The sequence below is a fragment of the Pseudomonas fildesensis genome, from assembly GCF_001050345.1.
GTDB lineage: Bacteria > Pseudomonadota > Gammaproteobacteria > Pseudomonadales > Pseudomonadaceae > Aquipseudomonas > Aquipseudomonas fildesensis.
This window is the reverse complement of sequence record NZ_LFMW01000007.1, coordinates 332,679-359,313: the sequence shown is the minus strand read 5'-3', so window position 1 is coordinate 359,313 and position 26,635 is coordinate 332,679. Positions and strand designations below refer to the sequence as shown.

24 protein-coding genes, 1 tRNA gene and 2 pseudogenes are annotated in these 26,635 nt (G+C 60.3%); 12 read left to right on the top strand and 15 right to left on the bottom strand.

Translation table 11 applies throughout. From position 1 onward, the window contains the following. Window position 1: 1 nt before the first annotated feature. Window positions 2-1,372, bottom strand: a complete 1,371-nt coding sequence (locus ACR52_RS12160; RefSeq protein WP_048724371.1) for a GntT/GntP/DsdX family permease — start codon at window positions 1,370-1,372, stop codon at window positions 2-4. 263 nt (window positions 1,373-1,635) lie between these two features. Here ACR52_RS12160 and ACR52_RS12155 point away from each other — a divergent pair, with 263 nt between their 5' ends. From ACR52_RS12155 to ACR52_RS12140, 4 genes are all read left to right on the top strand, one after another. Continuing rightward, a complete protein-coding gene (locus ACR52_RS12155) occupies window positions 1,636-2,541 on the top strand; it encodes a cation diffusion facilitator family transporter (protein WP_048724369.1) in 906 nt (301 codons plus the stop codon). Between the two features lie 110 nt (window positions 2,542-2,651). Beyond that, on the top strand, window positions 2,652-3,875 hold the full coding sequence (locus ACR52_RS12150) for a TolC family protein (RefSeq protein WP_048724368.1): 1,224 nt from the start codon (window positions 2,652-2,654) through the stop codon (window positions 3,873-3,875). Between the two features lie 18 nt (window positions 3,876-3,893). Beyond that, a complete protein-coding gene (locus ACR52_RS12145) occupies window positions 3,894-5,000 on the top strand; it encodes an efflux RND transporter periplasmic adaptor subunit (protein WP_048724366.1) in 1,107 nt (368 codons plus the stop codon). A gap of 18 nt (window positions 5,001-5,018) precedes the next feature. Next, window positions 5,019-8,165 carry a CusA/CzcA family heavy metal efflux RND transporter gene (locus ACR52_RS12140; RefSeq protein ID WP_048724365.1) on the top strand — a complete coding sequence of 1,049 codons (3,147 nt, stop codon included), beginning with the start codon at window positions 5,019-5,021 and terminating at the stop codon, window positions 8,163-8,165. Here the strand turns inward: ACR52_RS12140 and ACR52_RS12135 are convergent. The 3 genes from ACR52_RS12135 to ACR52_RS12125 all read right to left on the bottom strand — a co-directional run bounded on the left by ACR52_RS12135 (window position 8,089) and on the right by ACR52_RS12125 (window position 11,970). Further along, window positions 8,089-9,525, bottom strand: a complete 1,437-nt coding sequence (locus tag ACR52_RS12135) for a heavy metal sensor histidine kinase (RefSeq protein WP_048724363.1) — start codon at window positions 9,523-9,525, stop codon at window positions 8,089-8,091. The genes ACR52_RS12140 and ACR52_RS12135 overlap by 77 nt on opposite strands. Further along, a complete protein-coding gene (locus ACR52_RS12130; RefSeq protein ID WP_048724362.1) occupies window positions 9,522-10,196 on the bottom strand; it encodes a heavy metal response regulator transcription factor in 675 nt (224 codons plus the stop codon). Before ACR52_RS12130 ends, ACR52_RS12135 begins: the two co-directional genes overlap by 4 nt. Window positions 10,197-10,650: 454 nt before the next feature. Continuing rightward, window positions 10,651-11,970, bottom strand: a complete 1,320-nt coding sequence (locus ACR52_RS12125; protein WP_048724360.1) for an OprD family porin — start codon at window positions 11,968-11,970, stop codon at window positions 10,651-10,653. Window positions 11,971-12,196: 226 nt separating this feature from the next. Between ACR52_RS12125 and ACR52_RS12120 the strand changes: the two genes are divergently transcribed. From ACR52_RS12120 to ACR52_RS12110, 4 genes and pseudogenes are all read left to right on the top strand, one after another. Beyond that, entirely contained in the window at window positions 12,197-12,529 is a 333-nt protein-coding gene (locus ACR52_RS12120) for a DUF2790 domain-containing protein (RefSeq protein WP_048724359.1), read from the top strand. Window positions 12,530-12,592: 63 nt separating this feature from the next. Continuing rightward, window positions 12,593-13,411: pseudogene (locus ACR52_RS31725) on the top strand (PAS domain-containing protein); the annotation flags it as partial. Between the two features lie 108 nt (window positions 13,412-13,519). Next, window positions 13,520-13,951, top strand: a complete 432-nt coding sequence (locus tag ACR52_RS31720; RefSeq protein ID WP_236692143.1) for a methyl-accepting chemotaxis protein — start codon at window positions 13,520-13,522, stop codon at window positions 13,949-13,951. A 60-nt stretch (window positions 13,952-14,011) separates the two neighbouring features. Next, window positions 14,012-14,590 (top strand): flavin reductase family protein, encoded by a 579-nt coding sequence (locus ACR52_RS12110; RefSeq protein ID WP_048724355.1) that lies wholly within the window; start codon window positions 14,012-14,014, stop codon window positions 14,588-14,590. Between the two features lie 50 nt (window positions 14,591-14,640). Here the strand turns inward: ACR52_RS12110 and ACR52_RS12105 are convergent, their stop codons facing one another. Next, on the bottom strand, window positions 14,641-15,450 hold the full coding sequence (locus ACR52_RS12105; RefSeq protein ID WP_048724353.1) for an AraC family transcriptional regulator: 810 nt from the start codon (window positions 15,448-15,450) through the stop codon (window positions 14,641-14,643). A gap of 141 nt (window positions 15,451-15,591) precedes the next feature. Here ACR52_RS12105 and ACR52_RS12100 point away from each other — a divergent pair, with 141 nt between their 5' ends. Both ACR52_RS12100 and ddlA read left to right on the top strand, forming a co-directional pair. Next, on the top strand, window positions 15,592-16,230 hold the full coding sequence (locus tag ACR52_RS12100; protein ID WP_048724352.1) for a LysE family transporter: 639 nt from the start codon (window positions 15,592-15,594) through the stop codon (window positions 16,228-16,230). A gap of 44 nt (window positions 16,231-16,274) precedes the next feature. After that, window positions 16,275-17,369: a D-alanine--D-alanine ligase gene (gene ddlA, locus ACR52_RS12095; protein ID WP_048724350.1), complete on the top strand. Its 1,095-nt coding sequence runs from the start codon at window positions 16,275-16,277 to the stop codon at window positions 17,367-17,369. Between the two features lie 26 nt (window positions 17,370-17,395). On the opposite strand, the gene ACR52_RS12090 is transcribed toward ddlA, so the two are convergent. From ACR52_RS12090 to ACR52_RS31580, 9 genes and pseudogenes are all read right to left on the bottom strand, one after another. Further along, a complete protein-coding gene (locus ACR52_RS12090; protein ID WP_048724348.1) occupies window positions 17,396-17,710 on the bottom strand; it encodes a helix-turn-helix domain-containing protein in 315 nt (104 codons plus the stop codon). A 475-nt stretch (window positions 17,711-18,185) separates the two neighbouring features. Then, window positions 18,186-18,908, bottom strand: a complete 723-nt coding sequence (gene pgeF / locus ACR52_RS12085) for a peptidoglycan editing factor PgeF (RefSeq protein ID WP_048724346.1) — start codon at window positions 18,906-18,908, stop codon at window positions 18,186-18,188. Window positions 18,909-18,932: 24 nt separating this feature from the next. Next, window positions 18,933-20,762: a gamma-glutamyltransferase family protein gene (locus tag ACR52_RS12080; RefSeq protein WP_048724345.1), complete on the bottom strand. Its 1,830-nt coding sequence runs from the start codon at window positions 20,760-20,762 to the stop codon at window positions 18,933-18,935. 99 nt (window positions 20,763-20,861) lie between these two features. Continuing rightward, on the bottom strand, window positions 20,862-21,179 hold the full coding sequence (locus tag ACR52_RS12075; protein WP_236692135.1) for a DUF2388 domain-containing protein: 318 nt from the start codon (window positions 21,177-21,179) through the stop codon (window positions 20,862-20,864). A gap of 74 nt (window positions 21,180-21,253) precedes the next feature. Continuing rightward, complete coding sequence (locus ACR52_RS12070; protein WP_048724343.1) at window positions 21,254-22,021, bottom strand: DUF1828 domain-containing protein; 768 nt, start codon at window positions 22,019-22,021, stop codon at window positions 21,254-21,256. Further along, window positions 22,018-22,524 (bottom strand): hypothetical protein, encoded by a 507-nt coding sequence (locus tag ACR52_RS12065; protein ID WP_236692134.1) that lies wholly within the window; start codon window positions 22,522-22,524, stop codon window positions 22,018-22,020. The genes ACR52_RS12070 and ACR52_RS12065 overlap by 4 nt, the downstream gene beginning before the upstream one ends. Window positions 22,525-22,798: 274 nt before the next feature. Next, window positions 22,799-22,875, bottom strand: a tRNA-Met gene (locus tag ACR52_RS12060). A gap of 180 nt (window positions 22,876-23,055) precedes the next feature. Then, window positions 23,056-23,622 (bottom strand): DUF2867 domain-containing protein, encoded by a 567-nt coding sequence (locus ACR52_RS12055; RefSeq protein WP_048724340.1) that lies wholly within the window; start codon window positions 23,620-23,622, stop codon window positions 23,056-23,058. Between the two features lie 116 nt (window positions 23,623-23,738). Beyond that, window positions 23,739-23,831, bottom strand: a pseudogene (locus ACR52_RS31580) (DJ-1/PfpI family protein); the annotation flags it as partial. A 54-nt stretch (window positions 23,832-23,885) separates the two neighbouring features. On the opposite strand from ACR52_RS31580, the gene ACR52_RS29330 reads away from it, so the two are divergent. Beyond that, window positions 23,886-24,440 carry a TetR/AcrR family transcriptional regulator gene (locus tag ACR52_RS29330; protein ID WP_082143135.1) on the top strand — a complete coding sequence of 185 codons (555 nt, stop codon included), beginning with the start codon at window positions 23,886-23,888 and terminating at the stop codon, window positions 24,438-24,440. 210 nt (window positions 24,441-24,650) lie between these two features. On the opposite strand, the gene ACR52_RS12045 is transcribed toward ACR52_RS29330, so the two are convergent. Further along, window positions 24,651-24,893 carry a hypothetical protein gene (locus tag ACR52_RS12045; protein WP_048724336.1) on the bottom strand — a complete coding sequence of 81 codons (243 nt, stop codon included), beginning with the start codon at window positions 24,891-24,893 and terminating at the stop codon, window positions 24,651-24,653. 500 nt (window positions 24,894-25,393) lie between these two features. On the opposite strand from ACR52_RS12045, the gene ACR52_RS12040 reads away from it, so the two are divergent. Beyond that, a complete protein-coding gene (locus ACR52_RS12040; RefSeq protein ID WP_048724932.1) occupies window positions 25,394-26,593 on the top strand; it encodes an MFS transporter in 1,200 nt (399 codons plus the stop codon). Window positions 26,594-26,635: the final 42 nt, after the last annotated feature.

Genomic DNA, 26,635 nt, shown 5'->3' with positions numbered 1-26,635 from the left:
CTCAAGTCAAAAAGTGCCAAAGCAACAACGTCCCCACCAACCCGACCACCGACACAATCGTCTGCAACACCGACCACACCCAAATCGTCTGCTTCAACTGCAAGCCGAAGTACTCACGCACCATCCAGAAGCCGGCGTCGTTGACGTGGCAGAAGAACACCGAGCCGGCGCCGATCACCAGCGCCACCAGTGAGCTCTGCGTGGCAGTCAGCCCGGCCATCATCGGCGCGAGGATGCCGGCGGCCGTGGTGGTGGCGACGGTGGCCGAACCGGTGGCCTGGCGCAGCGCCACGGCGATTAGCCACGCTAGTAATAAATAGGGCATGTGCGCGCCTTCGGCGACCTTGCTGATGGTTTGGCTGACGCCGGCATCCAGCAGGGTTTGCTTGAGGCCGCCACCGGCACCGATGGTCAGCAGCAACACGGCAATCGGCGCGAGGGCTTTGCGCAGGGTGTTGCCGACGTCGGCGCGCGGCATGCCGGCGGCCCAGCCCAGGCAAACCACGGCGGCGATCACGGCCAGGCCGAGGGCGATCAGCGGTTCACCGAGGAACTTCAAGGTCAGCCCTACCGTGCTGTCGACCGGCAGCGCGACTTTGGCCAAGGTGCTGCCGAGCATCAAAATTACCGGCAATAAAATGATCAGCAGCGACACGCCAAAGCTCGGCTGGCGCGGCGCCTTGGGTGGTGCGCTGAACAACGCACCGATGTCGGCGGGCTCATCCACCTGCATGCGCTTGGACAGCCAATTGCCGTAGAGCGGCCCGGCCAGGATCACCGCCGGCACCGCCAGGCAAAAGCCCAGCAGCATGGTCAGGCCAAGGTCTGCGTGCAGTGCACTCACCGCAATCAGTGGCCCCGGATGCGGTGGCATCAGGGCGTGCAGGGTGGTCATGCCCGCCAGTGCCGGAATGGCGATTTTCAGCAGCGGCTGGTTCGAGCGCTTGGCCATCACCAAGATGATCGGCACCATCATCACCAGCCCGACTTCGAAGAACAGCGGCAGGCCGATCACCATCGCCACCAACGCCATCACCCACGGCAATGACCTGCCCTTGCCCAACCCGAGCAGGGTGGTGGCGATGCGGTCTGCCGCGCCGGATTCTGCCATCAGCGCGCCAAGCATCGAGCCCAGGGCAATGATGATTCCGGCTTCACCGAGGATTGCCCCGGCGCCCTTGCTGAACGCCTTGGCGACTTCTTCCGGCGGCAGCCCGGCGCCAACCCCGGCGATAAACGTGCCGATCAGGATCGACAGGAAGGGTGGCAACTTTGTCGCGCTGATCAGCACGATGATGCTGACGATGGCCAGCAGTACGCAAAACATGAGGCGGGTGTCGTGCACCATCCACGCGGCAGCCGATAACTCCAAAACGGGACTCCTTATCGAACAGGTTGGAAAATTGTTTCATTTTGTTTCCTGCTTCAAAAGCATACCTGATACAACCGTTCCAGAGCGTTCATGTGCCGTTTTGGTGCGTTCAATCTGACAACGGGCTGGCGCGCAGATGACAATATTGCAACCCATGCCGGAGGTTTTGGCCTACAGCTCTATGATCCACCGCGCCCCCCCTGTAGGCACCGGCTTGCCGGCGATGAGACTCCCAAGATCACCCCCAACTCCGAGGATTTTCCATGAGCGCAGGACACAACCACGCCCAAGTACGCGCCGGCCACGAACGCCTGTTATGGATCGCCCTCGGGCTGACCGGCAGTTTCATGATTGCCGAGGTCATCGGTGCATTTGTCACCGGCAGCCTGGCGCTGTTGTCCGACGCCGCGCACATGATGACCGACGCCCTGGCCCTGGGCATTTCCCTGGTGGCGATCCAGGTGGCCAAGCGCGCCGCCGACCGCAAGCGCACCTTTGGCTATGCCCGCTTCGAGATTCTGGCGGCTGCTTTCAATGCGCTGCTGCTGTTCGCCGTGGCGTTCTACATCCTTTACGAGGCGTATCAGCGCGTGCAGGCGCCTACCGAGATCCAGTCCACAGGCATGCTGGTAATTGCCCTGCTGGGACTGATCGTCAACCTGATTTCCATGCGCCTGCTCAGCGCGGCCAGTGGCGAAAGCCTGAATGTGAAGGGCGCCTACCTGGAGGTCTGGAGCGACATGCTCGGCTCCATCGGCGTGATCATCGCCGCCGTGGTGATCCTGCTCACCGGCTGGGGCTGGGTCGACTCGTTGGTTGCGGCGGCCATTGGTTTCTGGGTGTTGCCACGCACATGGACGCTGCTCAAGGAAAGCATGAACGTGCTGCTGCAAGGTGTGCCGGACGGTATCGATATCGATCAGGTGGAGCAGGCTATTCGCGGTGTACCTGGGGTCAAGGACGTGCACGACCTGCATATCTGGGCGCTCACCAGCGGCAAGAATGTGCTGAGCACCCACCTGGTGGCGGATGCGACGCTGAATACCGAACAAAAAATCCTTACTCAAGTGACGGAATTGCTCCACGAAAAATTCGATATTTCCCACGCCACCATTCAGGTCGAAGGCGACGGCTTCGAGCATGACGAACACGACGAGGTGCATGCCTGACCCTGGCTAACGGATTTGTAATGTTGCGCCCACCGCCCTGATAAGTACCGAAAGCTACAGTGCCCCCGGCTTGGATTTATCCGCCATTTCATGGGCCTGGAACTCTCGTTATGCCAACTCCTGCAAGAACCTTACTGGGCGCGGCCATCGTGTTCCTGGCGATGGCCCAAGGGGTCGGCGCACAGACGTTGACCCTCGATTCCGCCCTGCAAACCGCCTTTGCCAACAACCCCGATCTGGCCGCCGCGCAATGGGAAGTCGGCATCGCCGAAGGTGGCCGCCAACAGGCTGGTCTGATCCCTAATCCGGTCGCCTCGTGGGATGCCGAAGACACCCGCCGCAACACCCGCACCACTACGGTAAAACTGAGCCAGACCCTGGAACTGGGCGGCAAGCGTGGTGCGCGAATTGATGTGGCCACGCGCGCCCAGGACGCTGCCGCGCTGACGCTGGAACAGCGCCGCAACGTGCTGCGCGCAGATGTGATCGACGGCTACTACGGCGCCCTTCGCGCCCAGGAACGCCTCGACCTGGCGCAGCGTTCCCTGGCCTTGGCCGAACGCGGTCTGGTGGTCGCGAACGGGCGTGTCACCGCCGGCAAATCGTCACCGGTGGAAGCCACCCGCGCCCAGGTGCAGCTCTCGGAAATCCGCCTGGAATTCAACCGCGCGCAGATGGGCCTAACCGACGCCTACCGCCGCCTGGCCGCCAGCACCGGCAACGCCACGCCGGACTTCCAGGCCGTCGCTACGCAACCTCAGTCCACGCCGCCGTTGCCGCCCACCGCGCAATTGCTCGCACGTCTTGAGCACACCACCGAACTGCGCCTGGCCGAACTGCAAATCCTGCAGAACGAAGCCAGCGTGGGCCTGGAAAAAGCCCAGCGCATTCCCGACCTGGATGTATCCATCGGCAGCCAGTACGACGCCAGCCTGCGCGAGCGTGTAAACCTGGTGGGCGTGTCGATGCCGATCCCGCTGTTCAATCGCAACCAAGGCAATGTGCTCTCGGCCACGCGGCGTGCCGACCAGGCGCGCGACCTGCGTAACGCCACCGAACTGCGCTTGCGCACCGAAACCCGCCAAGCCCTGGACCTGTGGCAAACCGCCAATACCGAAGTGCGCGCGTTCAACCAGCAGATCTTGCCTGCCGCCCAAAGCGCGGTCGACAGCGCCACCCGTGGTTTCGAGATGGGCAAGTTCAACTTCCTCGACGTGCTCGACGCCCAGCGCACCTTGATCGCGGCCCGCACCCAATACCTCACAGCGACCGCCCAGGCCACCGACGCCTGGGTGCGCATCGAACGGATTTACGGCGACCTCGCCCGGTTTTGATTTTTTCTGGAGTCATTTATGAACAAACGACACGGCGTGGCGCTTGCCGTCGCCTTGGGCCTGATGCTGTCCAGCGTTGCCGGTGCCGAGGAAGAAGAAGGCAAACTCGAACTCACCGAGCAGCAAATCGAGGCCGCCGGTATTCAACTCGCCGAGGCCCAACCCCGGCCGATCAGCACTCTGCTGTCACTGCCGGGGGAAGTGCGTTTTGACGAGGACCGTACCTCGCATATCGTGCCGCGTGCGGCGGGCGTGGTGGAGGCAGTGAAGGTCAATCTTGGCCAGTCGGTGAAGAAAGGCGAGCTGTTGGCGGTGATCGCCAGTCAGCAGATTTCCGATCAGCGCAGTGAACTGGCGGCCAGCGAGCGCCGGGTCGAACTGGCGCGTACCACGTTCCAGCGCGAGCGCCAGTTGTGGCAGGACAAGATCTCCGCCGAACAGGATTACCTGCTGGCGCGCCAAACCCTGCAAGAAGCTGAAATCGCCCAGAACAACGCCCGTCAAAAGATGACCGCCCTCAGCGGCAGTGCCGTGTTGGTCGGCGGCAATCGCTATGAACTGCGTGCGCCATTTGCCGGCGTGGTGGTGGAAAAACACCTGGGTGTCGGCGAGGTGGTGAGCGAAACCAGCAACGCCTTCACCTTGTCGGACCTGTCCCAGGTGTGGGTCACCTTCGGCGTGTTCCCCAAGGATTTGAACAAGGTTCGCGTGGGCAAACCGGTGAAAGTCAGCTCTACGGAAATGGGCACCGAAGTGCTCGGCACCGTGGCCTACGTCGGCAATTTGCTCGGTGAACAGACGCGTACCGCCACCGTACGCGTGAGCGTGCCCAACCCCGACGACGCCTGGCGCCCAGGGCTGTTTGTCACCGTGCAATTGGCCACCGACACCTACCAGGCCAGGGTCACCGTCCCGCAAACCGCGATCCAGACCGTCGAGGACAAACCCTCGGTGTTCGTGCGCACGCCTGACGGGTTTATCACCCGCCATCTCGAACTCGGCGTCAGTGAAAACGGCTACGTCGAAGTGCGCCAGGGCCTCGACGCCGGGGCGCAGGTGGCCACGGTCGGCAGCTTCATCCTCAAGTCCGAACTGGGCAAAGGCTCGGCCGAACACGCCCATTGATCCTGCGAGTGATTTCCCATGTTTGAGCGCCTTATCCAATTCGCCATCGAGCAGCGCATCATCGTGCTGCTGGCGGTGCTGTTGATGGCCGGTGTCGGCATCGCCAGCTATCAGAAACTGCCCATCGACGCGGTGCCCGACATCACCAACGTGCAGGTGCAGATCAATTCGGCGGCGGCCGGTTTTTCGCCGCTGGAAACCGAGCAACGCATCACCTTTCCCATTGAAACTGCCATGGCCGGTTTGCCCGGCCTGCAGCAGACGCGCTCGCTGTCGCGCTCCGGCTTGTCCCAGGTAACGGTGATCTTCAAGGACGGCACCGACCTGTTCTTCGCCCGCCAGTTGGTCAACGAACGCCTGCAAGTGGCGCGCGAGCAATTGCCCGCAGGTATCGAATCCGCGATGGGGCCGATTTCCACCGGGCTTGGGGAGATTTTCCTGTGGACCGTGGAGGCCAAGGATGGCGCACTCAAGGACGATGGCACGCCCTACACGCCGACCGACCTGCGGGTGATCCAGGATTGGATCATCAAGCCGCAACTGCGCAACGTACCCGGCGTGGCCGAGATCAACACCATCGGCGGCTTTGCCAAGGAATACCAGATCGCCCCGGACCCCAAGCGGCTGGCGGCCTACAACCTGACGCTGACCGACCTGGTCACGGCGCTTGAGCGTAACAACGCTAACGTGGGCGCCGGTTATATCGAGCGCAGCGGCGAGCAGTTGCTGATCCGCGCACCGGGGCAAGTGGCGTCCATCGACGACATCGCCAACATCGTCATCACCACAGCGGATGGCACGCCAATTCGCGTGCGTAATGTGGCCCAGGTCGAGATCGGCCGTGAGCTGCGCACCGGCGCCGCCACGGAAAACGGCCGTGAAGTGGTGCTGGGCACGGTGTTCATGTTGATCGGTGAAAACAGCCGTACCGTGTCCCAGGCAGTGGCTTTGAGACTCGAACAAATCAACCGTTCGCTGCCCGAAGGCGTCGTCGCCGTCACCGTTTACGACCGCACCAACCTCGTCGAAAAAGCCATCGCCACGGTCAAGAAAAACCTCTTCGAAGGCGCGTTGCTGGTGGTCGCGGTGCTGTTCCTGTTCCTTGGCAACATCCGCGCCGCGCTGATCACCGCGATGGTGATTCCCCTGGCGATGCTGTTCACCTTTACCGGCATGTTTACCAACAAAGTCAGCGCCAACCTGATGAGTCTCGGCGCGCTGGATTTTGGCATTATCGTCGACGGCGCGGTGGTGATCGTCGAGAACGCCATCCGCCGTCTGGCCCATGCACAAAAGCGCCACGGCCGATTGTTGACGCGCAGCGAGCGCCTGCATGAAGTGTTCGCCGCCGCCAAGGAAGCACGCCGCGCATTGATCTTCGGGCAACTGATCATCATGGTGGTGTACCTGCCGATCTTCGCCCTCACCGGCGTGGCCGGGAAGATGTTCCACCCCATGGCCTTTACCGTAGTGATCGCCTTGCTCGGCGCGATGATTCTCTCGGTGACTTTCGTACCGGCGGCGATTGCGCTGTTCGTCACCGGCAAGGTCAAGGAAGAAGAGAACCTGGTGATGCGCACTGCGCGTCGTGCCTATGCGCCGGTGCTCGACTGGGTGATGGCGCGTCGCCCGCTGGTGTTCGGCCTGGCGGTGTTGACCATCGTCGCCTCAGGGCTGGTGGCCAGCCGCATGGGCAGCGAATTTATCCCCAGCCTCAGCGAAGGCGACTTTGCCCAACAGGCGTTACGCGTGCCGGGCACCAGCCTGACGCAATCGGTGCAGATGCAGCAGCAACTGGAAAAAACCTTGATGGCCCAGGTGCCGGAAATCGAGCGGGTATTTGCGCGTACCGGCACGGCAGAAATTGCCTCGGACCCGATGCCGCCGAATATTTCCGACAGCTACGTGATGCTTAAACCCAAGGACCAATGGCCTGATCCGAAGAAATCCCGCGACGCGCTGATCGCCGATATCCAGCGCGCCAGTGCGATTGTACCGGGCAGCGCCTACGAGCTTTCGCAACCGATCCAGTTGCGCTTCAACGAGCTGATTTCCGGGGTGCGCAGCGACGTGGCGGTGAAGGTGTTTGGCGATGACATGGCGGTGCTCAACAAGACCGCCGGGGAAATCGCCGAGACCTTGCAGGGCCTCAACGGTGCCTCGGAAGTGAAGGTGGAACAGACCTCCGGCTTGCCGGTGCTGACCATTAATATCGACCGCGACAAGGCTGCGCGTTTTGGCCTGAATGTCGGCGATGTGCAGGACACCATTGCCGTCGCAGTGGGCGGGCGCCAGGCCGGTACGTTGTATGAAGGTGACCGGCGTTTCGACATGGTCGTGCGTTTGTCCGACGCGCTGCGCACCGATATCGACGGTTTGTCGCGGCTGTTGATCCCGGTGCCGGCGCTGGCCAGCAACGCGTCCGGGCAGTTGGGGTTTATCGCGCTGTCGCAAGTTGCCAGCCTGGACCTGGTGCTCGGCCCGAACCAGATCAGCCGCGAAAACGGCAAGCGCCTGGTGATCGTCAGCGCCAACGTGCGCGGGCGCGATATCGGCTCGTTTGTGGAAGAAGCCGAAGCCGCCATCACCGCGCAAGTGAAAGTGCCGGCGGGTTACTGGACCACCTGGGGCGGCCAGTTCGAACAGTTGAAGGAAGCCTCGGAGCGCTTGCAAATCGTGGTGCCGGTGGCGTTGCTGCTGGTGTTCGGGTTGCTGTTCATGATGTTCAACAACCTCAAGGACGGGTTGCTGGTATTTACCGGGATCCCGTTCGCGTTGACCGGTGGGATCATGGCGCTGTGGCTGCGCGATATTCCGCTGTCTATCTCGGCGGGCGTAGGCTTTATTGCGCTGTCTGGCGTAGCGGTGCTCAACGGTCTGGTGATGATCGCCTTCATCCGTAACCTGCGCGAGGAAGGGCGCTCGTTGTCGGTGGCGATCAACGAAGGCGCGCTGACCCGACTGCGCCCGGTATTGATGACTGCGCTGGTGGCGTCCCTCGGCTTTATCCCCATGGCCCTGGCCACCGGCACCGGCGCCGAAGTGCAGCGCCCGTTGGCGACGGTGGTGATCGGCGGGATCATTTCCTCTACGTTGCTGACCTTGCTGGTGCTGCCGGCTCTGTATCACTGGGCGCATCGGCGGGAAGAGGAAACACCAGGCTGAACCGGGTAAATCGCCCCGGCTGGCTGCTGACGTCGGCGTGTCCCTGATGCAGGTGCATGATCGACTGCACGATGGCCAACCCCAGCCCGGTGCCGCCTTCGGCGCGGGTGCGGCTGCTGTCGGCGCGGTAAAAACGCTCGAACAGGTGCGGCAGGTGGTGAGCTTCGATACCACGGCCGGGGTTGCCCACCGACAGCGACACACTCTGGTCGTAGGTTTCCACCAGCAGCAACACGGTGGAGGCCTCGGGCGTGTGGCGAATGGCATTGGACAGCAAGTTGGAAATGGCGCGCTGGATCATCAGGCGATCCCCCGTCACCCAGGCGTCGCCGCTCAGGCTGAGGGTCACGTGCTTGTCCTCGGCGCTCAAGGCGAACAGCTCCATCACCCGCTGCGCTTCCTCACCCAGCGACACCGCGCCAAACCCGGCCCGCGCCGCCGGGTGGCTGACCTGGGCAAGAAACAGCATGTCGGAAACGATGCGCGACAGGCGCTCCATTTCCTCGGTGCAGGATTCCAGCCCCGCCTTGTAGTCCTCCGAGGGGCGCTCGCGGGACAGGGTCACCTGGGCCTTGCCCATCAGGTTGGTCAGCGGCGCGCGCAGTTCGTGGGCCAGGTCGTCGGAGAATTGCGACAGTTGCTGCACGCCGGCGTCCAGGCGATGCAGCATGAAATTAATGCCCTGGGCCAGCTCGCCCAACTCCTTGGGCAGGTTGTTGAGGGACAGGCGATGGGTCAGGTCCTGGGTGCTGACTTGGGCCGCCACACGGCTGAAGTGCTGCAACGGCGCGAGCCCGCGTTGCACCAGCCACCAGGCGCCCATGCCGATCAGGATCAACAGCATCGGCAGCGCGATCACCGTGGAGCGCAGGTAGGCACTGAGCAACGCCTCGTCATCGGTGCGGTCCAGCGAGAGCAGCACGCGCACGTTTTCGCCGCTGCGCAACGGCATCAGGCGCGAGGCGCTGAGGATGCGATTGCCACGCAGATCCACCGAATTCAGGTAGGCCAGGGTTTTGCCGGCAGGCACGTCGAGCAACAGCGGCTGTTGGGGTTTGGCACCGACGCTCAGCAGCACCGGCGCATCGGGAAACGCGCCGATGATGGTCAGGTAGATATTGTCGTGGCCCATCACCAGGTCCAGCAGCGAGTGGGGGCGGGTGGCGATGTCGTGGGGTTTGAGACCCTGGCCCAGGCTGTGTTCGAGTTGCTCCATCTTGTTTTCCAGACCTTTACGCGCAAGCTTTTCCAGCTCGTGGGTCAAGGCCAGGTAAGCCAGGGTCGCCAATAGCACCACGAGGCCGGCGCCCATCAGGCTGACCGTCAACCCCAGGCGCATCGACAGGCTGCTGGTCCTCATTGACGCGCCTCCAGCACATAACCTACACCACGAATGGTGTGGATCAGCTTGACCTCGCTCTGGTCATCGACCTTGCCGCGCAGGCGGCTGATGGAGACTTCCACCACGTTGGTGTCGCAGTCGAAATTCATGTCCCACACCAGGGAAATAATCTGCGTGCGGGTCATCACCTCGCCGGCCTGGCGCATCAACACATGCAGCAGGGCGAATTCCTTGGTGGTCAGGTCGATGCGCCGCGTGCCGCGGTAGGCGCGATGCCGGCGCGGGTCCAGTTCCAGGTCCGAGACGCGCAGCACATCGGGCAGTGGGATGTGTTCGCTGCGCCGCAGCAAGGTGCGCACGCGGGCCAGCAGTTCGGGGAACTCGAAGGGCTTGACCAGATAATCGTCGGCGCCCATGTCCAGGCCCTTGATCTTGTCGGCCAGCCGGCCGCGCGCGGTCAGCATCATCACGCGCTGGTTGCCGTCGCGGCGCAGTTGCTCAAGCACTTCCCAGCCGTCGGTGTTGGGCAAGTTGACGTCGAGGATCACCAGTTCATAAGTGTGTTGCCGGGCCAGGTGCAGGCCGTCGACGCCGCTGGCGGCGCAATCGACGACATAACCACTTTCGGTCAGGCCTTGCTGCAGGTAGTCGGCGGTTTTCTGCTCGTCCTCAACCACAAGGATACGCATGGGGATTTACCTTCAAAGGAAACGAAACGGGCATGACCTCATAGAGGCATTAAGTAGGCTTTAGGAAAACTCTGAACGGTGAAGTCGCTTCAGGGTCAAGCCAGGACAGACGGCTGCGACGATTCGTCGCTGAAGCGCGCGCAAAAAAAACGCCCCGGCTGGGTAATGCCGATCAGTTAAGAATTAGAGAGAGCGGAAAGTAACCTGTGGCGAGGGAGCTTGTCGGATCGCCACAGTTCCAGCGCTCGCCCTTAACTGATCGGTATTACCCGGGAGGGGCGTAAAAGTTCATCTCTGTTCCAAAGGAGCTACACAAAAGCTGCAGAGATGAGATGTGTTCGATGTGCAGTATAAAAAGTGCAACTTAACGAGAAGGTGGGGCCAATATTACAGTTCTGACAGACTTCAACATGTGAAGAGATGTACGGCATTGGCAAGTGAATGTCAGTGGGGCTTAGAGGATTGCCAGTGGATACTCGATAATGACGCGAACTTCTTCCAGGTCCGACTCAAATGCACTTGAGCGCACCGTGGCCTGGCGCAGTCGCAGCGACAAGTCCTTCAAGTTGCCCTCTTGCACCACATACTTGGCCTCGATATCCCGCTCCCAGCGGCGTTGATCGGTAAGTGGATCGCCGGCCGCATCGCGGCGCATGTACACCGCGTTGGCGTTGCTGTAGTCGGCGCCGGTGCCTTTGCCATAGCGGGTCATGAACGACAGGCCGGGAATGCCGAACGGCTGCATGTCCAGGTCGTAGCGCACCATCCATGAACGCTCCTTGGGCGAGTTGAAGTCGTTGTACTGGATCGAGTTGTTGAGAAAGATAGAGTCCGACTGGCGCAGGTAGTCGAAGTCGTCATCGCCGTTGTTGCGCTGGTGCGACACGGCCAGGCTGTGGGCGCCGACCTTGACGCCGAGCTTGGCGCTCCAGATGTTGTTATTGAATTCCCCCAGCAGCTTTTTGCCTTCGTCCACCGCCTTGTAGTAGTTGAAGTCGCCGAACAGCGAAACGTCGTCGGTCAGTGGGTAACTCGCGGCGGTGCCGAAGTAATACTGGTCCCAGGCGTCCTTCAAGCGGCTGCTGTAGAGGCTGACGCTGAGGTGTTTGTTGAGTGAGTAATCGCCACCGAAATAGCCGATCCAGGGCGAGTCGACCGGCCCCGCATAAAACGTCGAAAAGCCTTTGTTCATGCCGCTTTCGCTGGGTTGGCTCATGCCGCTCAAGCGCCCGCCTTGCAGGCTCAGGCCTTCAAGGCTGGTGTTCTGCAAGGTCACGCCACGAAAGCTTTCCGGCAACACGCGCGAATCGCCATAGGCCACCACGGGGGTGAGTGGGAACACATCGCCGGCCTTGATTACCGTGTCCAGTACACGCAATTTCGCCGCGCCACCGACTTTGCTGTAGTTGTCTTCCGGGCGGTTATCGCTGTCCACCGGCAGCATGCCGAATGAGCCCTTGCCGCCGCTGCGGCCGGTGCCTGAGTCGAGCTTTATACCGACCATGGCGAAGGCGTCCAGGCCAAAACCCACCGTGCCCTGAGTAAACCCGGACTCGAATTTGCCGATCAAACCCTGGGCCCAGGCCTCTGAATAACCATTGCCGGTGGGGCTGGACTGGCCCTTGCGGTCATCGCGGTTGAAGTAAAAATTACGCGCCAGCACATTCACGCTGCTGCCTTCGATAAAGCCTTCGGGTTTGTCTTCCACGGCCACGGCAGCCAGGGGCAGTGCGGCAAACAGTGAAAGGGGAAGTGCAACGTTACGGATACGCATGTTTCGCTCCTCGGTATTGGCAGTGTTCAGCTTCTTAGGGAGGTGGGTGTTCTTATTGATCTGGCCCGGGCTGATAGTTGCAAACGGCGGATAACAGCGAAGTGGCATGAATATTACAATTTTGGAAACTTACGGTTATCTAACAAATAAGTAATGTTTTGGTGAACCTGGCGTCAGGGTTCGTTCGTTAGTCTCGGTACTTAACTTTTCAGTTGAGGAACGTGTCATGAACTTTTATAAAGTTGGCTTGGGTGTAATCGCTGCAATCCTGTCATTCGGTGCTCTGGCAGAGGGCGGGGGCGACCGCACCTTCGGCCTGATGATGGAGCGCAACGAAAAAGCCATGGCCGATTACGCCGTGAAAAAAGGCAAGCCGGCGCCCGAGGTCCAGACCTATCGCTACGGCATGACCCTGGACATTGCCAAGGTGGTCAACATGACGCCGCCGATCCGTTCGTGTAATCCCGTGCCGTCGCGCATGACCTATGAAGACTCCACCGGCACGCTCAATACCCTCGAATACAAGGTGATGGGCGTGTGCCGAAACAATGGCAGTTGATGGCTCCAAAAAAACAGTTGGGCCCCTTACCAAAAAGCGCTTCAGAAAACCCCGGCAGCGCCGATGCAGGTCAGATATACCTCACAAAATGACCATCGGTGCCCCATGTTCAACACCCGTTTGAAGCAGGAGCTGTCAGCTCTTCGTGAAGAGTTTTCGAGTTTGCAGCAGGTCAAGGAGAGCTTGGAGAGCGAAATGCTGTGCCTGATGCTGGACGCCGAAGGCCGGGTGGAGTGGGCGAATACCAACTTTCTGCAAGAATTGGCCTATCAGGCGAGCAGCCTCGTGGGACGCCACATCGAAGAATTGGTGCCGGCGCATGTGCGTCAGGACGAATTCCAGCAGCGCTTCAAGCATGCATTGCTGCGCGGCGAACATTTCGCCGGCACCGTGCGCCTGATGCGCGGCAATGGCAAGGAAGCGTGGCTGCGCTCGATTGTGCAGCCGGTGCGCAACTCGGAGGGGCACATCAAGCATTTTTCGATTTACTCCAGCGACCTCACCCGTACCATCGAAGCGTCGCGCGAGCACGAAAACCTGATCACCGCACTGGTGCGCTCCACGGCAGTTATCGAGTTCGACCTCGGCGGACACGTGCTCACCGCGAATGACCGGTTCCTCGGCGGCATGGGCTACAGCCTGGCGCAGATCCAGGGCAAACATCACCGTATGTTCTGCGAGCCGCAGGAGTACAACAGCGCCGAGTATCAGAACTTCTGGAAGCGCTTGAACGCGGGTGAATTCGTGGCCGCGCGCTTCAAACGGGTAGACAGCCATAACCGTGTGGTGTGGCTGGAAGCCACCTACAACCCGGTGCTGGACGCCAACGCTCGCCTGTACAAAGTCGTCAAGTTCGCCACGGTAATCACCGACCAGGTCAACCGTGAACAAGCGATTGCCGAGGCGGCCAACATTGCCTATAGCACTTCGCTGCAAACCGACAACAGCGCTCAGCGCGGTACGACCGTGGTGACCGAGGCTGTGGACGTGATGCGCGAGCTGGCCAAGCACATGCAACAGGCCGGCGAGGGCATTGAGGCGTTGAATGCCCAGTCCCAAGTGATTGGCACCATCGTCAAGACCATCAGCGGCATCGCCGAACAAACCAACTTGCTGGCGCTCAACGCGGCCATCGAAGCGGCGCGTGCCGGTGAGCAGGGCCGAGGGTTTGCGGTGGTGGCCGATGAAGTGCGCCAATTGGCCTCGCGCACCAGCAAGGCCACCGAAGAAATCGTCGGCGTGGTGCGCCAGAACCAGGACATGGCCCGCGACGCCGTGGCACTGATGACCGACGGCCGCCTGCAAGCCGAACAAGGCCTGGCCCTGGCGGCGGAAGCGGGCACGGTGATCGTGGAAATTCAAGACGGCGCGCAGAAGGTGGTCAGCGCGGTGGGGCAGTTCGCCAACCAGCTGTCGAGCTGACCTGTGGGGCTCGTGCTTGAGGTATCGTAGGGTTTTTCTCGCTTGAAGAGCCGATCCTCCATGAGCCCTACTCACCGTCGCCCCGTTCCGCTGTCCAAGGCCTACCGCTTGCTCAACCACGGCCCGACCGTGCTGGTCAGCGCCGCGCACAACGGCCAGCGCAATATTATGGCCGCCGCCTGGGCCATGCCGCTGGATTTCGAGCCGCCGAAAGTCGCCGTGGTGCTCGACAAGGCCACCTGGACCCGCCAACTGCTGGAAGGCGCCGGCACCTTCGTGCTGCAGGTGCCTTGTGCCGCCCAGGCCGACCTCGTGCAAACGGTCGGCAACACCACCGGCACCGAACGCGACAAGTTCGCCGCTTATGGCCTGCAAACCTTCAACGGTGAACACACCGAGGCACCGTTACTCGAAGGCTGCGTCGCCTGGCTGGAATGCCGCCTGCTGCCCGAGCCCCACAACCAGCAGACCTATGACTTGTTCCTTGGCGAAGTGGTTGCGGCGTATGCCGATGAGCGTGTGTTCAGCGATGGCCACTGGCACTTCGAAGGGCAGGATGAGTTGCGCACCTTGCACCATGTGGCGGGCGGGCACTTCCTTACCATCGGCCAACCCATCGACGGCAAAACCCTCGTCTGAAACACCCTTATGTAGGAGCCGGCTTGCCGGCACCTACAGAGGGTTGTATTTCAGCGGCCGAGCATCTTTACCCAGCGCGACGGCGGCATCCCGTAGGTGCTGCGAAACTGCCGGGTCATATGGCTCTGGTCGGTGAAGCCGGCGGTCATCGCTGCGTCGACCAGCGACTGCCCCTGAGCGAGCAGGCTGCGCACCAGGTCCAGGCGGCGCATGGTCAGGTAGCGGTAGGGGCTGGTGCCGAACAGCAAACGGAAATCCCGCGACAAGGCCCAGCGGTCACGGCCAGCGTGGTCGGCCATTTCATCCAGGGTGATGCTGCGGCCCAGGGCGCTGTGGATAAATTCCCGGGCGCGCTCGGTAGCGACGTAGTCGAAGGTCTTGCGGCTGGTGATCACACCTGAGGCATTGCTCAGCGCCTGGGCCAGGTCGAACATCGCGTCCTGTTCCTGCAACGGGTCGATGGGGCAATCCAGGCTTTGCAGCAATACTTCGCTGGCACGGAACAGCCACGGATCGTTGGTCACCCCTCCAGGGATAAACGGTAACGGCTTGCCGCCGAGGATCTGCTGGATCAGCGCCGGCTCCACGTAGATCATCCGGTACTTGAACCCTTCCACGCTGCTGGCCCGACCGTCATGGGTTTCATCGGGATGAATCACCATGGTCGTGCCGGGCAGGCTGTGGGTCATGCAGCCGCGATAGTGAAAACTCTGCACGCCGAACAATGTGCGCCCGATGGCGTAGGTGTCATGGCGATGCGGGTCGAACGCAAAGCCGGCAAAGTACGCCTCGATACGGTCCAGGCCGCTGGCGTGCGGGGCGCGGTGCAGCCAGTCGAGCGTGGGGATGGGTTTGCCCATAGTGGTTTGTCACAAAATGAGGTGGAAACACGTTAACCCAGTCTGCCTCCCCCTGTCTGCCGGGGTCTTGTACGATTGTGCAGGTGCTGGGTGAGGCCTATGATCCTCGTTCGATCATCGTGCTGATGGAGCTGCCTTCCCATGGAATTGTTCAACCCAGCCTATGCGGCGCCGCTGGCCTCGTTGGCCTTGTTATGGATGGTGGCGGTGGTCACGCCCGGGCCCAACTTCTTCAACACCGCGCAACTGGCGGCCAGTTGCTCGCGCCGTCATGGCGTGGTGGCGTCAGCCGGCGTGGCCACGGGCACGGTGATGTGGGGGCTGGCGGGCGGCCTGGGGATCAAGTCGCTGTTCACCACCGCGCCCATGCTGTACCTGGCATTCAAGATTATCGGCGGTTGCTACCTGATCTACCTGGGGCTGAAGCTGTTCAAGCGTTCGGCCCCGGCCATGAGTCAGAACCTGTTGCCCGACGAGCCGCAGCGCTCGCTGTTTTCCGCGTGGCGCCTGGGCTTGCTGGGCAACTTGTCCAACCCCAAGGCCGCGTTGTTTGTCGCGACTATCTTCGCCTCCACGATGCCGCCCTCGCCGTCGCCGATGTTGCTGACCCTGGCGGTGATCATCATGGCCACCTTATCGTTCAGCTGGTATTCCAGCGTGGCCCTGGTGTTTTCCAGCGAGCGCATGGCCAACCTCTACGGCCGCTCGCGCAAATGGCTCGACCGCTTTGCCGGCGGTTGCTACGTATTATTCGGTGCACATCTGGTAGCGAATCGCTGACTGCCCGTGGTAAGAAGCCTTACTTTCAACAGTGAGGCCGAGTCATGAGCAAGGTGCGGGTAGGGATTATTTTTGGTGGCCGTTCGGCCGAGCACGAAGTGTCGTTGCAGTCGGCGCGCAACATCGTCGATGCCCTCGACCGTTCGCGTTTCGAGCCCGTGCTGATCGGCATCGACAAGGCAGGCCACTGGCACCTCAACGACACCTCGAATTTCCTGATCAACCAGGAAAACCCGGCCCTGATCGCCCTCAACCAATCCAACCGCGAACTGGCGGTGGTGCCCGGCAAGGCCAGCCAGCAAGTGGTGGAAACGTCCGGTCAGGGACTGCTGGCACACATCGACGTGATCTTCCCCATCGTCCACGGCACTCTCGGCGAAGACGGCTGCCTGCAAGGCCTGCTGCGCATGGCCGACTTGCCTTTTGTCGGTTCCGACGTACTCGGCTCGGCCGTGTGCATGGACAAGGACATCAGCAAACGCCTGCTGCGCGATGCTGGCATTGCGGTCACGCCGTTCATCACCCTGACTCGTGGCAACGCGGCCCGCACAACCTTTGAGGCTGCGGTGAACAAGCTCGGCCTGCCGATGTTCGTCAAACCTGCCAACCAGGGTTCGTCGGTGGGCGTGAGCAAAGTCGGCAACGCAGCCGAGTACCAGGCTGCCGTCGAGCTAGCCCTCGGCTTTGATGAAAAAGTGTTGGTGGAATCCGCCGTCCAGGGCCGCGAAATCGAATGTGCTGTTTTGGGCAACGACCACCCCATCGCCAGCGGTTGCGGCGAGATCGTGGTGAGCAGCGGCTTCTATTCCTACGACAGCAAATACATCGACGACCAGGCGGCCCAAGTGGTGGTGCCGGCGGATATCAGCGTTGAGGCCAACGAGAAGATTCGCCGCCTGGCCATCGAAGCGTTTGAAGTACTGGGCTGCTCAGGGTTGGCGCGGGTCGATGTGTTCCTCACTGACGACGGCGAAGTGCTGATCAACGAAATCAACTCACTGCCCGGCTTCACCCGCATCAGCATGTACCCCAAGCTGTGGCAGGCGGCGGGGATGAGTTACAGCGAGCTGGTGAGCCGGTTGATTGAACTGGCGCTGGAGCGGCATGCAGGGCGTAAGGGGTTGAAGATCAGTCGGTAATCATCAACCAAAGGCCAGTAGCGCCATCAGGCGTTACTGAGGACTTCCCGAAAAACGTCCGGTCGTATCGCGGCAATATGCAGCAGTGACCGTGCTGCCCCGGAAGGTGACCGACGTCCTTGCTCCCACTCTTGAAGAGTTCTTACAGACACTCCCAGGAGTTCAGCGAATTTGGGTTGCGACAGCCCGGTCTTGCTTCTTGCTTCGGCGGCCTGGGTGATTTCTACATGATGGACATCGCCGTGACGTCCTGCTCTAACGTCCATAATGGCAGCCAGTAGTTCCTCGCCAATATTGCGCTTGGCGTCGCGTTCTTTTAGTTGTTTCTCAGTGAGTGGCATGGTTCATTTCCTTCGCGATTTTATACAGGATATGCGCTGGAATACTCTCGGTAGCACCTTTGCCATAAATCAGTAGTGCTACCAGCGATCCACACGCTAGCTGTGTGGTGTAGATGACTCGCACTGATCCACTTTTACCTCGGCCTTCCAGGTTCCAGCGTACCTTTCTGCAACCTCCAGAGCCCGGCACAATAGTTCCGGCATCAGGATGGCTAGCTAGAAACGCCATGAAAATCCCCCGTTCTTCTTCGGACCAGTAGTCAGGCCATAGCTTGCTGAACAGCGGAGATTCTATGATCGTTAACACGTGAAATTCTACGTCCTTGACGTAGCCTCTGGCAAGAAGTGGCGGGCCAGAAAATCGCAGGGGAAAAGGAGATGCTCAAGAGCCTTTTTATCGCAAAACATGACATGGCACTTTGAGTTTTGGCGATAGTGAGAGGACCTTGGAGGGATGGCTGTAGGTTTCCTGTCTCTAGGTCGTGCGAGCAATCCACGAATACAACAACGTCTTCGTTTCCTGCGGGTGATGGGTCCTTCTTCGGTAGCTGGCGAACGTTGGAGAGGTGCAGTACGTGCACACCTCACTCACCTCGATGTGCTCGCGCTTTATCCCCGCCGCTTGCAGCAGCATCAGCCCATACCCGCTCAGGTCAAACCATGCACTTCCCGCCTGCCGCGCGTGGGGCGGTGCAATCTGCGGTGACAGCAGCGGTGCCGGTTGCACGATGTGCCACGGCGCCCGGCTGTTTTGCCACACATGCCCCTGGTCCGCCTGAAACTCGGCAATAAACCCCTCGCTTACTTCATAACAGCACGGCTTGATCGACGGCCCGATAGCCACCTGCAACTGGTCCGCCGCAATCCCTTGCGCCGCAAACCGCTGCACGACATTGGCGATAATCCCGCGTTGCAGTCCCTTCCAGCCGCCATGCACCGCTGCTACCCGCCCGCCGTTTTTCGCGGCGAACAACAGGGGCAGGCAGTCGGCGGTGATCACCGCAATCGGGTGATGATGGCGCGTAATCACACCATCGGCCTCGATCGTATTGGCCACCTGGTCCGCCTGCCATTCAATTACCGACGCACTGTGCACCTGCTTGCAGATGAACACATCCTCTGGCTGCAGCGGATCATTGATCGAACAAAACCCGTGATCGACACCGGGAAGGGCGCCGAGATTGTTTGCCTTGTGCACCGTGCTCTCTCCGTTCTTTAAAGATCAGTCGCCTGACGCTTCGCCTTCACGCCGAGGGTCGGCGCCGCCGCTCAGCGACACCTTGCCCTTGGCATCCCGCGTGCGAACGATGGCCTGGATGCCGCTGGTCATATCGATCTCGCTCAGCGCATGGCCCTTGTCCTTCAGCGCCTGTTTCAGTGCAGGGCTGAACAAACCGTTTTCCAGCTCGGTAGCGCCGTTGCGGCTACCAAAGTTGGGCAGGCTGATGGCTGCTTGCGGGTCCATATTCCAGTCGAGCATCGCCACCAGGGATTTGCTCACGTACTCGATAATTTGCGAACCGCCTGGCGAGCCGACAGTGGCCAGTAATTCGCCGCTCTGGCGGTCGAACACCAGGGTCGGCGCCATGGCCGAGCGCGGGCGTTTGCCGGGCTGTACACGGTTGGCCACGGGCTGGCCGTTTTCTTCGGGAATGAACGAGAAGTCGGTCATCTGGTTATTCAGCAAAAAGCCCTGGACCATCACGTGCGAGCCAAATGCTGCCTCCACCGTGGTGGTCATCGACACGGCGCCGCCCTGGTCATCCACCGCCACCACTTGCGAAGTGGATATGCGCAGCGGCGAGCGGTCCGGCGCGTAGGCCACCTGGATGCCCGCCGGCTGGCCGGGTTTGGCGATGCCCATGCTGCGCTCGCCGATCAGCGTGGCGCGCCGGGCCAGGTAGTCCGGCGCGACCAGGCCGGCGACCGGTACCGGCACAAAGTCCGAATCGGCCACATACAACGCGCGGTCGGCAAAGGCCAGGCGGCCGGCTTCGGCGATCAGGTGCACCGCTTCGGGCGTGGGCTCAAGGCCGGCGGGGGAGGCGTTCTTCACCGGCGTCATCGGCGCGATGGCCAGGCGTGGGTCGCGGGCTTCCAGCGCCTGCAACGTGCCCATGATTTGCGCGATGGCAATTGCGCCCGAGGACGGCGGCGGCATGCCACAGATTTTCCAGCGCTTGTAGTCAGTGCACAGCGGCGCGCGTTCCTTGGCGGCATAGCCTTGAAGATCCGCCTGCGAGAGGCTGCCGGCATTGCGATTGCACTGCACCTTGCGCGCGATCTCGTCGGCAATCGGGCCGTGGTACAGCGCGTCGGGCCCTTCCTTGGCGACGCGCTTGAACACGGCGGCCAGCGCCGGATTTTTCAACAGCGTGCCGGCGGCTTTGGCGGTGCCATCGGCATTCAGGAAGTACGCCGCCATGTCGGGTGATTGCGCGATATAGCGGTCAGCGGCAATCAGGCTGTGCAAGCGCGGGGAAATCACGAAGCCCTGTTCCGACAGACGAATCGCCGGCTCGAACAGCTTCGCCCATGGCAGATTCCCAGTCTTCTTGTGCGCCATTTCCAGTGCCCGCAACACACCCGGCGTCGCCACCGAACGCCCGCCAATCTGTGCATCGGTGAACGCCATCGGCTTGCCGTCGGCCTTCAGTAACAACCGCTCCGTCGCCCCGGCCGGCGCCGTTTCACGACCGTCATACGCGTGCACGTTTTCTCCGTCCCACAGCATGATGAACGCACCACCGCCAATACCCGACGACTGCGGCTCCACCAGCGTCAACACCGCCTGCATGGCAATCGCTGCATCGATGGCCGAACCACCCAAGCGCAACATCTCACGCCCTGCTTCGGCTGCCAGCGGGTTGGCGGCGGCGGCCATATGGCGCTCGGCGTGCTGGGTGGTGAGGTCAGTACGATAGCCGGAGCCCAGCTCCGGTGCCGGTGGCTGTTCGTTGACGGAGGTGTGGCAGGCCGCAAGGGCGAGCGCGGCGGCGATGAGTGTCAGTTGACGGCGGGAAATCGAAAACACGCGCTGAACTCCGTTCATTTTGAGAATGATCTGTTGTCCTTGGGGGTACTGCTTTTTACAGGTAAATCGCGACTCATAAAACCGGCAGGGAGGTTTTTAAGTGCCTGGCAATCCCCGCTAGTCTGTAACCGCAATCGCCTGAGCCAACTGCATGTCGCTCATATGGGGGGCCGGGTAATTCGCGTGGTAGGCGCGTACGGCGAGTTCAAAGCGTGCGCTGCGGATATCGCCGTCCGAGCCAATGAATGCCAGCGCTTCGTTCTTGGCGGACTTGAGCATCTCTATCGGGTGAGAGGTAGTACCCGTCGCGGCGAAGGTCGTCAGTACCGGAATGGCGATGGTCATCAGACTGGCGCGTTCGAAAGGGCTTTTTCCTTCGGCGGCATTCACGGACAGAGGCAGCGCTGATAGTGCGAGAAAAAGGAGCAGGGACATGGAGGCCATCGAACACTGATTCCGTTTAGTGTTGGGGGAGGGTGGGTTACTGACAGCAGGTGGCACGAGTTGGCTTATGCCATACGATGCTGAACCTTCTCGATGATGGCTAACGTGTCCTGAATAGATGGCGCGATATCGTTGGCTGCCGACATTAGGCGCGAAGCATCTTTTTTCGGCAGTTCATAGAAATCGCCGCACACGATGATCGAGTCGAATTTGATTCCGGCTTGTTTAAGGTGAAGCAACGTTATCGTCGTCAGGCGCGCTTTGTCCTTGCCGTTTACACCGAACAGGAAAACCGGTTTGCCATCGGTTTTTATCCGGTAATCGATGACGTAGTCCTCTCCGCCATGAACCTCGGGGACATAACTCTCCTCGATGACGTCCTTGGGAACGAACGAATACAGCAGCTCTCGCAGGTCATGTGTAAAGGTCGAACCCACGCGGCTTTTAGTCCAGAGTGCGATGTCTTCGATTCTGCTCAGGCCTTGGCCAAGCGTGAAAATACCGCGAGAAAGCTTGTCGGCAGGCACGTCGATGTAGATCTCGCCATCGTCCTCGAGCAGGCCGCTTTCGGCCAGAATGCATTCGTAAAGCTTTGCCCTGGGGCCTGCCAGCAGTTTGGTCAGGTCATTTTCATAGCTGAGCCGCATCATGGTGTTGGCCGCATCGGATACGCGCCAGCCGCCATTTCTGCGGCTCAGGTACGCGGTGAAACAGTCCCCGTCCCGCGCAGTGAGGGGGATTGAAACGGTCAGTAGATCGCCACGCTCGCTGATCACTACGTCCTCGCAGAACGCGGTGCATAGCGATTGTCGTATTGCGGCCAAGTCGTTCATTCGAAGAGCGCTATCTGAGGTGAGTGATCATCTGTGTTGGAGTCTAGCTCCAGGCCCGTGATGTTGCAGTCCGCCAGCAGGCATGTCAAAGCACCGCTGAGGTCTGTGTATCGAGTGGTGGTCTCTGCATATTTATCCACCTTGCCCAGTTCCATATAGCGTTCTGTCGCCAAGTGGATGTGGCACAGGTTGCGGATCTCTTCGTCGCCTTCCAGCGGGTTGCGATGGATATGATAGCTGCCGTTGTATCGGGTCAGCGCGATGCCCTTGTCGCCTGGTCGTGGATAAAAAGTCAGGCCGCAGGAAAAGGCATCGGGATCTATCTGGTTTTGCCGTGTATAGAGTTCAAATGAATGAGTGCCATCAGGCGATTGGACGGTGTAGTTGCGCCTCAGCGATTTTTTGAACAGGGTCGGCTTGGCACCAGGATTTTTTACCACCTTATCCATGGTGAGAAGCTCTGAAATCAGGATGTCGGTGAGTAGCGTCATTTGAATATCCATGTCTGGAATGCGCACCTGGGCGTATTGCAAGATGGGGCTATGAGGTCCGAGAGAGTGTTGTACATCCCCTCCAAATGCGCAATTCAGTGAGCGATAGCCAATCGCCTGCCTAGACGTAGCTTTTCCGTTCGCGCCAGCAGCCTGTCAGCGTTTGCGTTGGAGTCCGGGCTAGGCAAGTGTTCTGTTACCCGATATAACCGGCGACTGTTTACTCGATCACTTTTCTTCAGGCATAAAAAAACGGCCTACCTTTCGGTAAGCCGTTTTTAGTACTTGGTGGCTACACAGGGACTTGAACCCCGGACCCCAGCATTATGAATGCTATGCTCTAACCAACTGAGCTATGTAGCCAGTGGCGCGCATTATTCGCGTAGAACGGGAATGCGTCAAGCGTTTTTGTTGAATTTTTATCTACGCTTTCAACTGTTTAACGGAAAACCCCAGCTCTGGCGACGAGCGGCGGGGCAAACCCGGCCTCCTGTGAGCCGGCTTGCCTGCGATGGTCGTCAACGATAACGCGGGCATTCAGGGTTAACGAGGCGCCAGTGCGTTTTTCGCTGGCAAGCTGTTGGGGCTGGTAGCCAGAGGCCAACCGATGCGCGCTGCATGGATGAGGCTGGCTTTAACCACCAAGCGGTGAAATGGCGCAATGATGAAGAGGTAGGCCCGGCCTAGACGGTTGTGGCACTGGACCACGGTTGAAAAAACGAGTTGGTGACAGCCTTCTGGCTCTGCCTCTTCAGAACATAGAACCGATATCCGGAAGTCGAGGTGCTTGTCGTCCTCTCCCAACACGATTTCAGTCTGGTTCGTGCTGTAGACCTTGAAGGGTCCAATCCGATTAGCAAGTGATGCCAAGTGTTTGGCTGTCTTGAGACCAAAACAGACGACGATAATATCTCGGACTTGCGTGAGCCATCCGATCCAGGGTGGCTGGTGGGAAAGGATGAATTGAGCTAACAAATCTGGATTGCTAGATGTGCCCGCAGGGAGCCGAATCGCAAAAGCGTCCGCTAGGTTCATCGACGTGTAAAGGTGGGAGATGCCGGACCTCGAGGGGACTGGCACGGACGTAATGAGCTGGGATTCTCTGGGCATCGGGGATCTCTCCTGAGGTCTAACTGCTAATTAGGCGACATGCCATGTCACGTTTCTTGTTGCAGTGGCTTGTCGTATAACGCTCCTTGTTGCCCTGTCAGTGCTTGTCTAGCTTAGACCAGAACGATTTTCTTCAAGGCGAGCTCCATGAAAAGGGCTGGCGTGCAAAACGCGACGGCCGTCTTTGCTGGTGTTCGTAGCGTATCAATCGGTTGCGCACCCTACACAGTCTGTATGGCGCTAAATATGGAGCGAAGTCACTCGTGAGAAAACTAACTCGTAACCATTGGGTCGCGGCTGGTTTTGAGGCCCTCGACCAAATAGGGCATATGGGCGTTTCGGCCGAGAGTCTATCGCGCCGATTGAATGTGACCCGCGGATCGTTCTATCACCATTTCCGCAATCGCGAAGACTTTGTCCGCACCTTGCTGGCCGCTTGGGAAGAAGACTACACGGGGCGCATGCTCGCCTATGCAGCGCAGGGTCGTAGCGCGGGCGAAATCTTGAAACGCTACTTGAGTATTGCCGCTGAGAAACAACCTGGGCGGGAAGTTTCCATCCGAGCCTGGTCGCTGCACGATCCGTTGGTAGGCGAGTTCCAGCAGCGTGTTGACACAAGACGACTGGACTTCGCGATACGGACGTGCCGCCGCTTGGTCCATATGCCAGGCCAAGCAGAAGTGATTGGTCAGGTGGCCCATCTGTGCCTGATTGGAGGTCAACAGGCAGGGCTGCGGCGTGATTCCGCTCGTTTCAACAGTTTCCTGCATCGGGCCTTTTCACTTTTTGAAGGGGCTCTTCCACCGCGGCGGGCCTAAGCCATGAGCTAAATTGGGTCACTGAATAAATTGAGGTTGCGTGCCTGCCTGGCCTGGATCAGTACACGAGAAAGCGGCGTAGTCTTTCATCGCCCGAGTCACAGACCCGGGCATTTTGGGAATATCCGCCTGATACACGCCAACAAAGAAAAACCGATGAGCCTTGAGTAGGAGGGAACCGCTCCTACAAAAAGCGAGGGTGCCAGTGGGTTATGCCGTGTGCCGGGGCAGGCATTCAACCGAGCGGTCGATCACGGTCTTGGCCATTTCCAGCAGGTGCCACACGGCGTGGATTTTGGCGCGGTCGTGGGGTTGCAGGTGGTCACGGCAGTCCAGCACGGTGGCTGAGGCGCTGTGGATCAGGTGGGAGAGGTAGAGCTGGGCATCTTCGAAGCTGAGGTGTTCGTTGACGACGAGGCAGTCTACGGGTGGGTCGGGGAGAGCCTTGGTCATGGTGTAACTCCTATTGAGCTTGGGAGCTACCACTAACGCTGCTAAACGAAAGGTGGCAGCTGTACGCGGGTTAGCAGACCGGTCAATAGGAAAACCAGCGCACCCGAAGGTGCCCCACGCACAGCCACCATAGAGGGAGACATGAACCGTGCGTCTATTGAAACGGGCTGCTAAACCCGATCACTGAATTCAGTGACGGACCGAAGACTAGCCACCCTTTCCAACAGGCACAAGGCGCCGGGGATTGTCTAGGAAACGTCCTGCAAATTAAAGGGACTCGACCTGCTGGCCCTTTACAAGCCATGACGTGAACCTTGCGCAGTGGGCATCCTGGCTGTGCGTGGCGCTCTCGGTTTTTTCGCCGGCAAGCCGGCTCCTACAGGGCGCGCGTTATGCCGATGTAGTCGTTAGCTCCCTAACGGGATAGCCTTCCTGCCCCTGAAAGTGGCACATTGTCGCACCTGCACCTGTGCATTCCCCTGCTGTACGGAAACCTGCTCATGGCTCTTAGCAATCCCCCTACCGCCGCCGGGCAAACCAGCCCGCTGGTCATGCGCATCATCGGTGCGGTGGCGCTGGCGCATTTGATCAATGACTTGATCCAGTCGGTGCTGCCGTCGATCTACCCGATGCTCAAGGCCAGTTACGGCCTGACGTTTACCCAGATCGGGCTGATTACCCTGACGTTCCAACTCACCGCGTCGCTGTTGCAGCCGTGGGTGGGTTACTACACCGACCGTCATCCACAGCCATTTCTATTGCCGTGCGGGATGATCTGCACGCTGGTGGGCATTTTGATGATGTCCCAGGTCGGCAGCTTCCCACTGATCCTGCTGGCGGCAGGGCTGATCGGGATCGGTTCGTCGACCTTTCACCCGGAGGCATCCCGGGTGGCGCGGCTGGCCTCGGGCGGGCGCTATGGCCTGGCGCAGTCGACGTTCCAGGTCGGCGGCAATGCGGGCTCGGCGTTCGGCCCGTTGCTGGCCGCGGCGATCATCATTCCGTTCGGCCAGGGCAATGTGGCCTGGTTTGGTCTGTTCGCGATCTTCGCGCTGGTGGTGCTGTATGCGATCAGCCGTTGGTACCAAACCCACCTGAACCTGTTCAAGCTCAAGGCCGGCCAGGCAGCGACCCACGGCCTGTCGAAGAGACGCGTGATGAGCGCGTTGGTGGTGCTCGGGCTGCTGGTGTTTTCCAAGTACTTCTACATGGCGAGCATCACCAGTTACTTCACGTTTTACTTGATCGAGAAGTTCGACCTGTCAGTGGCCAGTTCGCAGTTGCACCTGTTCCTGTTTCTCGGTGCGGTGGCGGCGGGGACGTTCTTCGGTGGGCCGATTGGCGACAAGATCGGGCGTAAAAAGGTGATCTGGTTTTCGATCCTCGGCGTGGCGCCGTTCACGTTGCTGATGCCCCATGTGGACCTGTTCTGGACCAGTGTGCTCAGTGTGATTATCGGCTTTGTGCTGGCCTCGGCGTTCTCGGCGATTGTGGTGTACGCGCAGGAGTTGGTGCCGGGCAATGTCGGAATGATTGCCGGGGTGTTCTTCGGGCTGATGTTCGGGTTTGGCGGGATCGGTGCGGCGCTGCTGGGGCACCTGGCGGATATTAACGGGATTGAGTACGTGTACAGGCTGTGTTCATTCCTGCCACTGTTCGGGCTGCTGGCGATCTTCCTGCCACGCACGAAAAAGGTGTGATTCGGTTGGGCAGATATCCCTGCCGCCCAACGGTTGCCAGCT

Excerpts from the sequence above, each read along its gene's own strand:
- ACR52_RS12155 (WP_048724369.1), top strand. The coding sequence starts at position 1,636 with ATGAGCGCAGGACACAACCACGCCCAAGTACGCGCCGGCCACGAACGC.
- ACR52_RS12150 (WP_048724368.1), top strand. The coding sequence starts at position 2,652 with ATGCCAACTCCTGCAAGAACCTTACTGGGCGCGGCCATCGTGTTCCTG.
- ACR52_RS12145 (WP_048724366.1), top strand. The coding sequence starts at position 3,894 with ATGAACAAACGACACGGCGTGGCGCTTGCCGTCGCCTTGGGCCTGATG.
- ACR52_RS12140 (WP_048724365.1), top strand. The coding sequence starts at position 5,019 with ATGTTTGAGCGCCTTATCCAATTCGCCATCGAGCAGCGCATCATCGTG.
- ACR52_RS12135 (WP_048724363.1), bottom strand. The coding sequence starts at position 9,525 with ATGAGGACCAGCAGCCTGTCGATGCGCCTGGGGTTGACGGTCAGCCTG.
- ACR52_RS12130 (WP_048724362.1), bottom strand. The coding sequence starts at position 10,196 with ATGCGTATCCTTGTGGTTGAGGACGAGCAGAAAACCGCCGACTACCTG.
- ACR52_RS12125 (WP_048724360.1), bottom strand. The coding sequence starts at position 11,970 with ATGCGTATCCGTAACGTTGCACTTCCCCTTTCACTGTTTGCCGCACTG.
- ACR52_RS12120 (WP_048724359.1), top strand. The coding sequence starts at position 12,197 with ATGAACTTTTATAAAGTTGGCTTGGGTGTAATCGCTGCAATCCTGTCA.
- ACR52_RS31720 (WP_236692143.1), top strand. The coding sequence starts at position 13,520 with ATGCGCGAGCTGGCCAAGCACATGCAACAGGCCGGCGAGGGCATTGAG.
- ACR52_RS12110 (WP_048724355.1), top strand. The coding sequence starts at position 14,012 with ATGAGCCCTACTCACCGTCGCCCCGTTCCGCTGTCCAAGGCCTACCGC.
- ACR52_RS12105 (WP_048724353.1), bottom strand. The coding sequence starts at position 15,450 with ATGGGCAAACCCATCCCCACGCTCGACTGGCTGCACCGCGCCCCGCAC.
- ACR52_RS12100 (WP_048724352.1), top strand. The coding sequence starts at position 15,592 with ATGGAATTGTTCAACCCAGCCTATGCGGCGCCGCTGGCCTCGTTGGCC.
- ddlA (WP_048724350.1), top strand. The coding sequence starts at position 16,275 with ATGAGCAAGGTGCGGGTAGGGATTATTTTTGGTGGCCGTTCGGCCGAG.
- ACR52_RS12090 (WP_048724348.1), bottom strand. The coding sequence starts at position 17,710 with ATGCCACTCACTGAGAAACAACTAAAAGAACGCGACGCCAAGCGCAAT.
- ACR52_RS12080 (WP_048724345.1), bottom strand. The coding sequence starts at position 20,762 with ATGAACGGAGTTCAGCGCGTGTTTTCGATTTCCCGCCGTCAACTGACA.
- ACR52_RS12075 (WP_236692135.1), bottom strand. The coding sequence starts at position 21,179 with ATGTCCCTGCTCCTTTTTCTCGCACTATCAGCGCTGCCTCTGTCCGTG.
- ACR52_RS12070 (WP_048724343.1), bottom strand. The coding sequence starts at position 22,021 with ATGAACGACTTGGCCGCAATACGACAATCGCTATGCACCGCGTTCTGC.
- ACR52_RS12065 (WP_236692134.1), bottom strand. The coding sequence starts at position 22,524 with ATGGATATTCAAATGACGCTACTCACCGACATCCTGATTTCAGAGCTT.
- ACR52_RS12055 (WP_048724340.1), bottom strand. The coding sequence starts at position 23,622 with ATGCCCAGAGAATCCCAGCTCATTACGTCCGTGCCAGTCCCCTCGAGG.
- ACR52_RS12045 (WP_048724336.1), bottom strand. The coding sequence starts at position 24,893 with ATGACCAAGGCTCTCCCCGACCCACCCGTAGACTGCCTCGTCGTCAAC.
- ACR52_RS12040 (WP_048724932.1), top strand. The coding sequence starts at position 25,394 with ATGGCTCTTAGCAATCCCCCTACCGCCGCCGGGCAAACCAGCCCGCTG.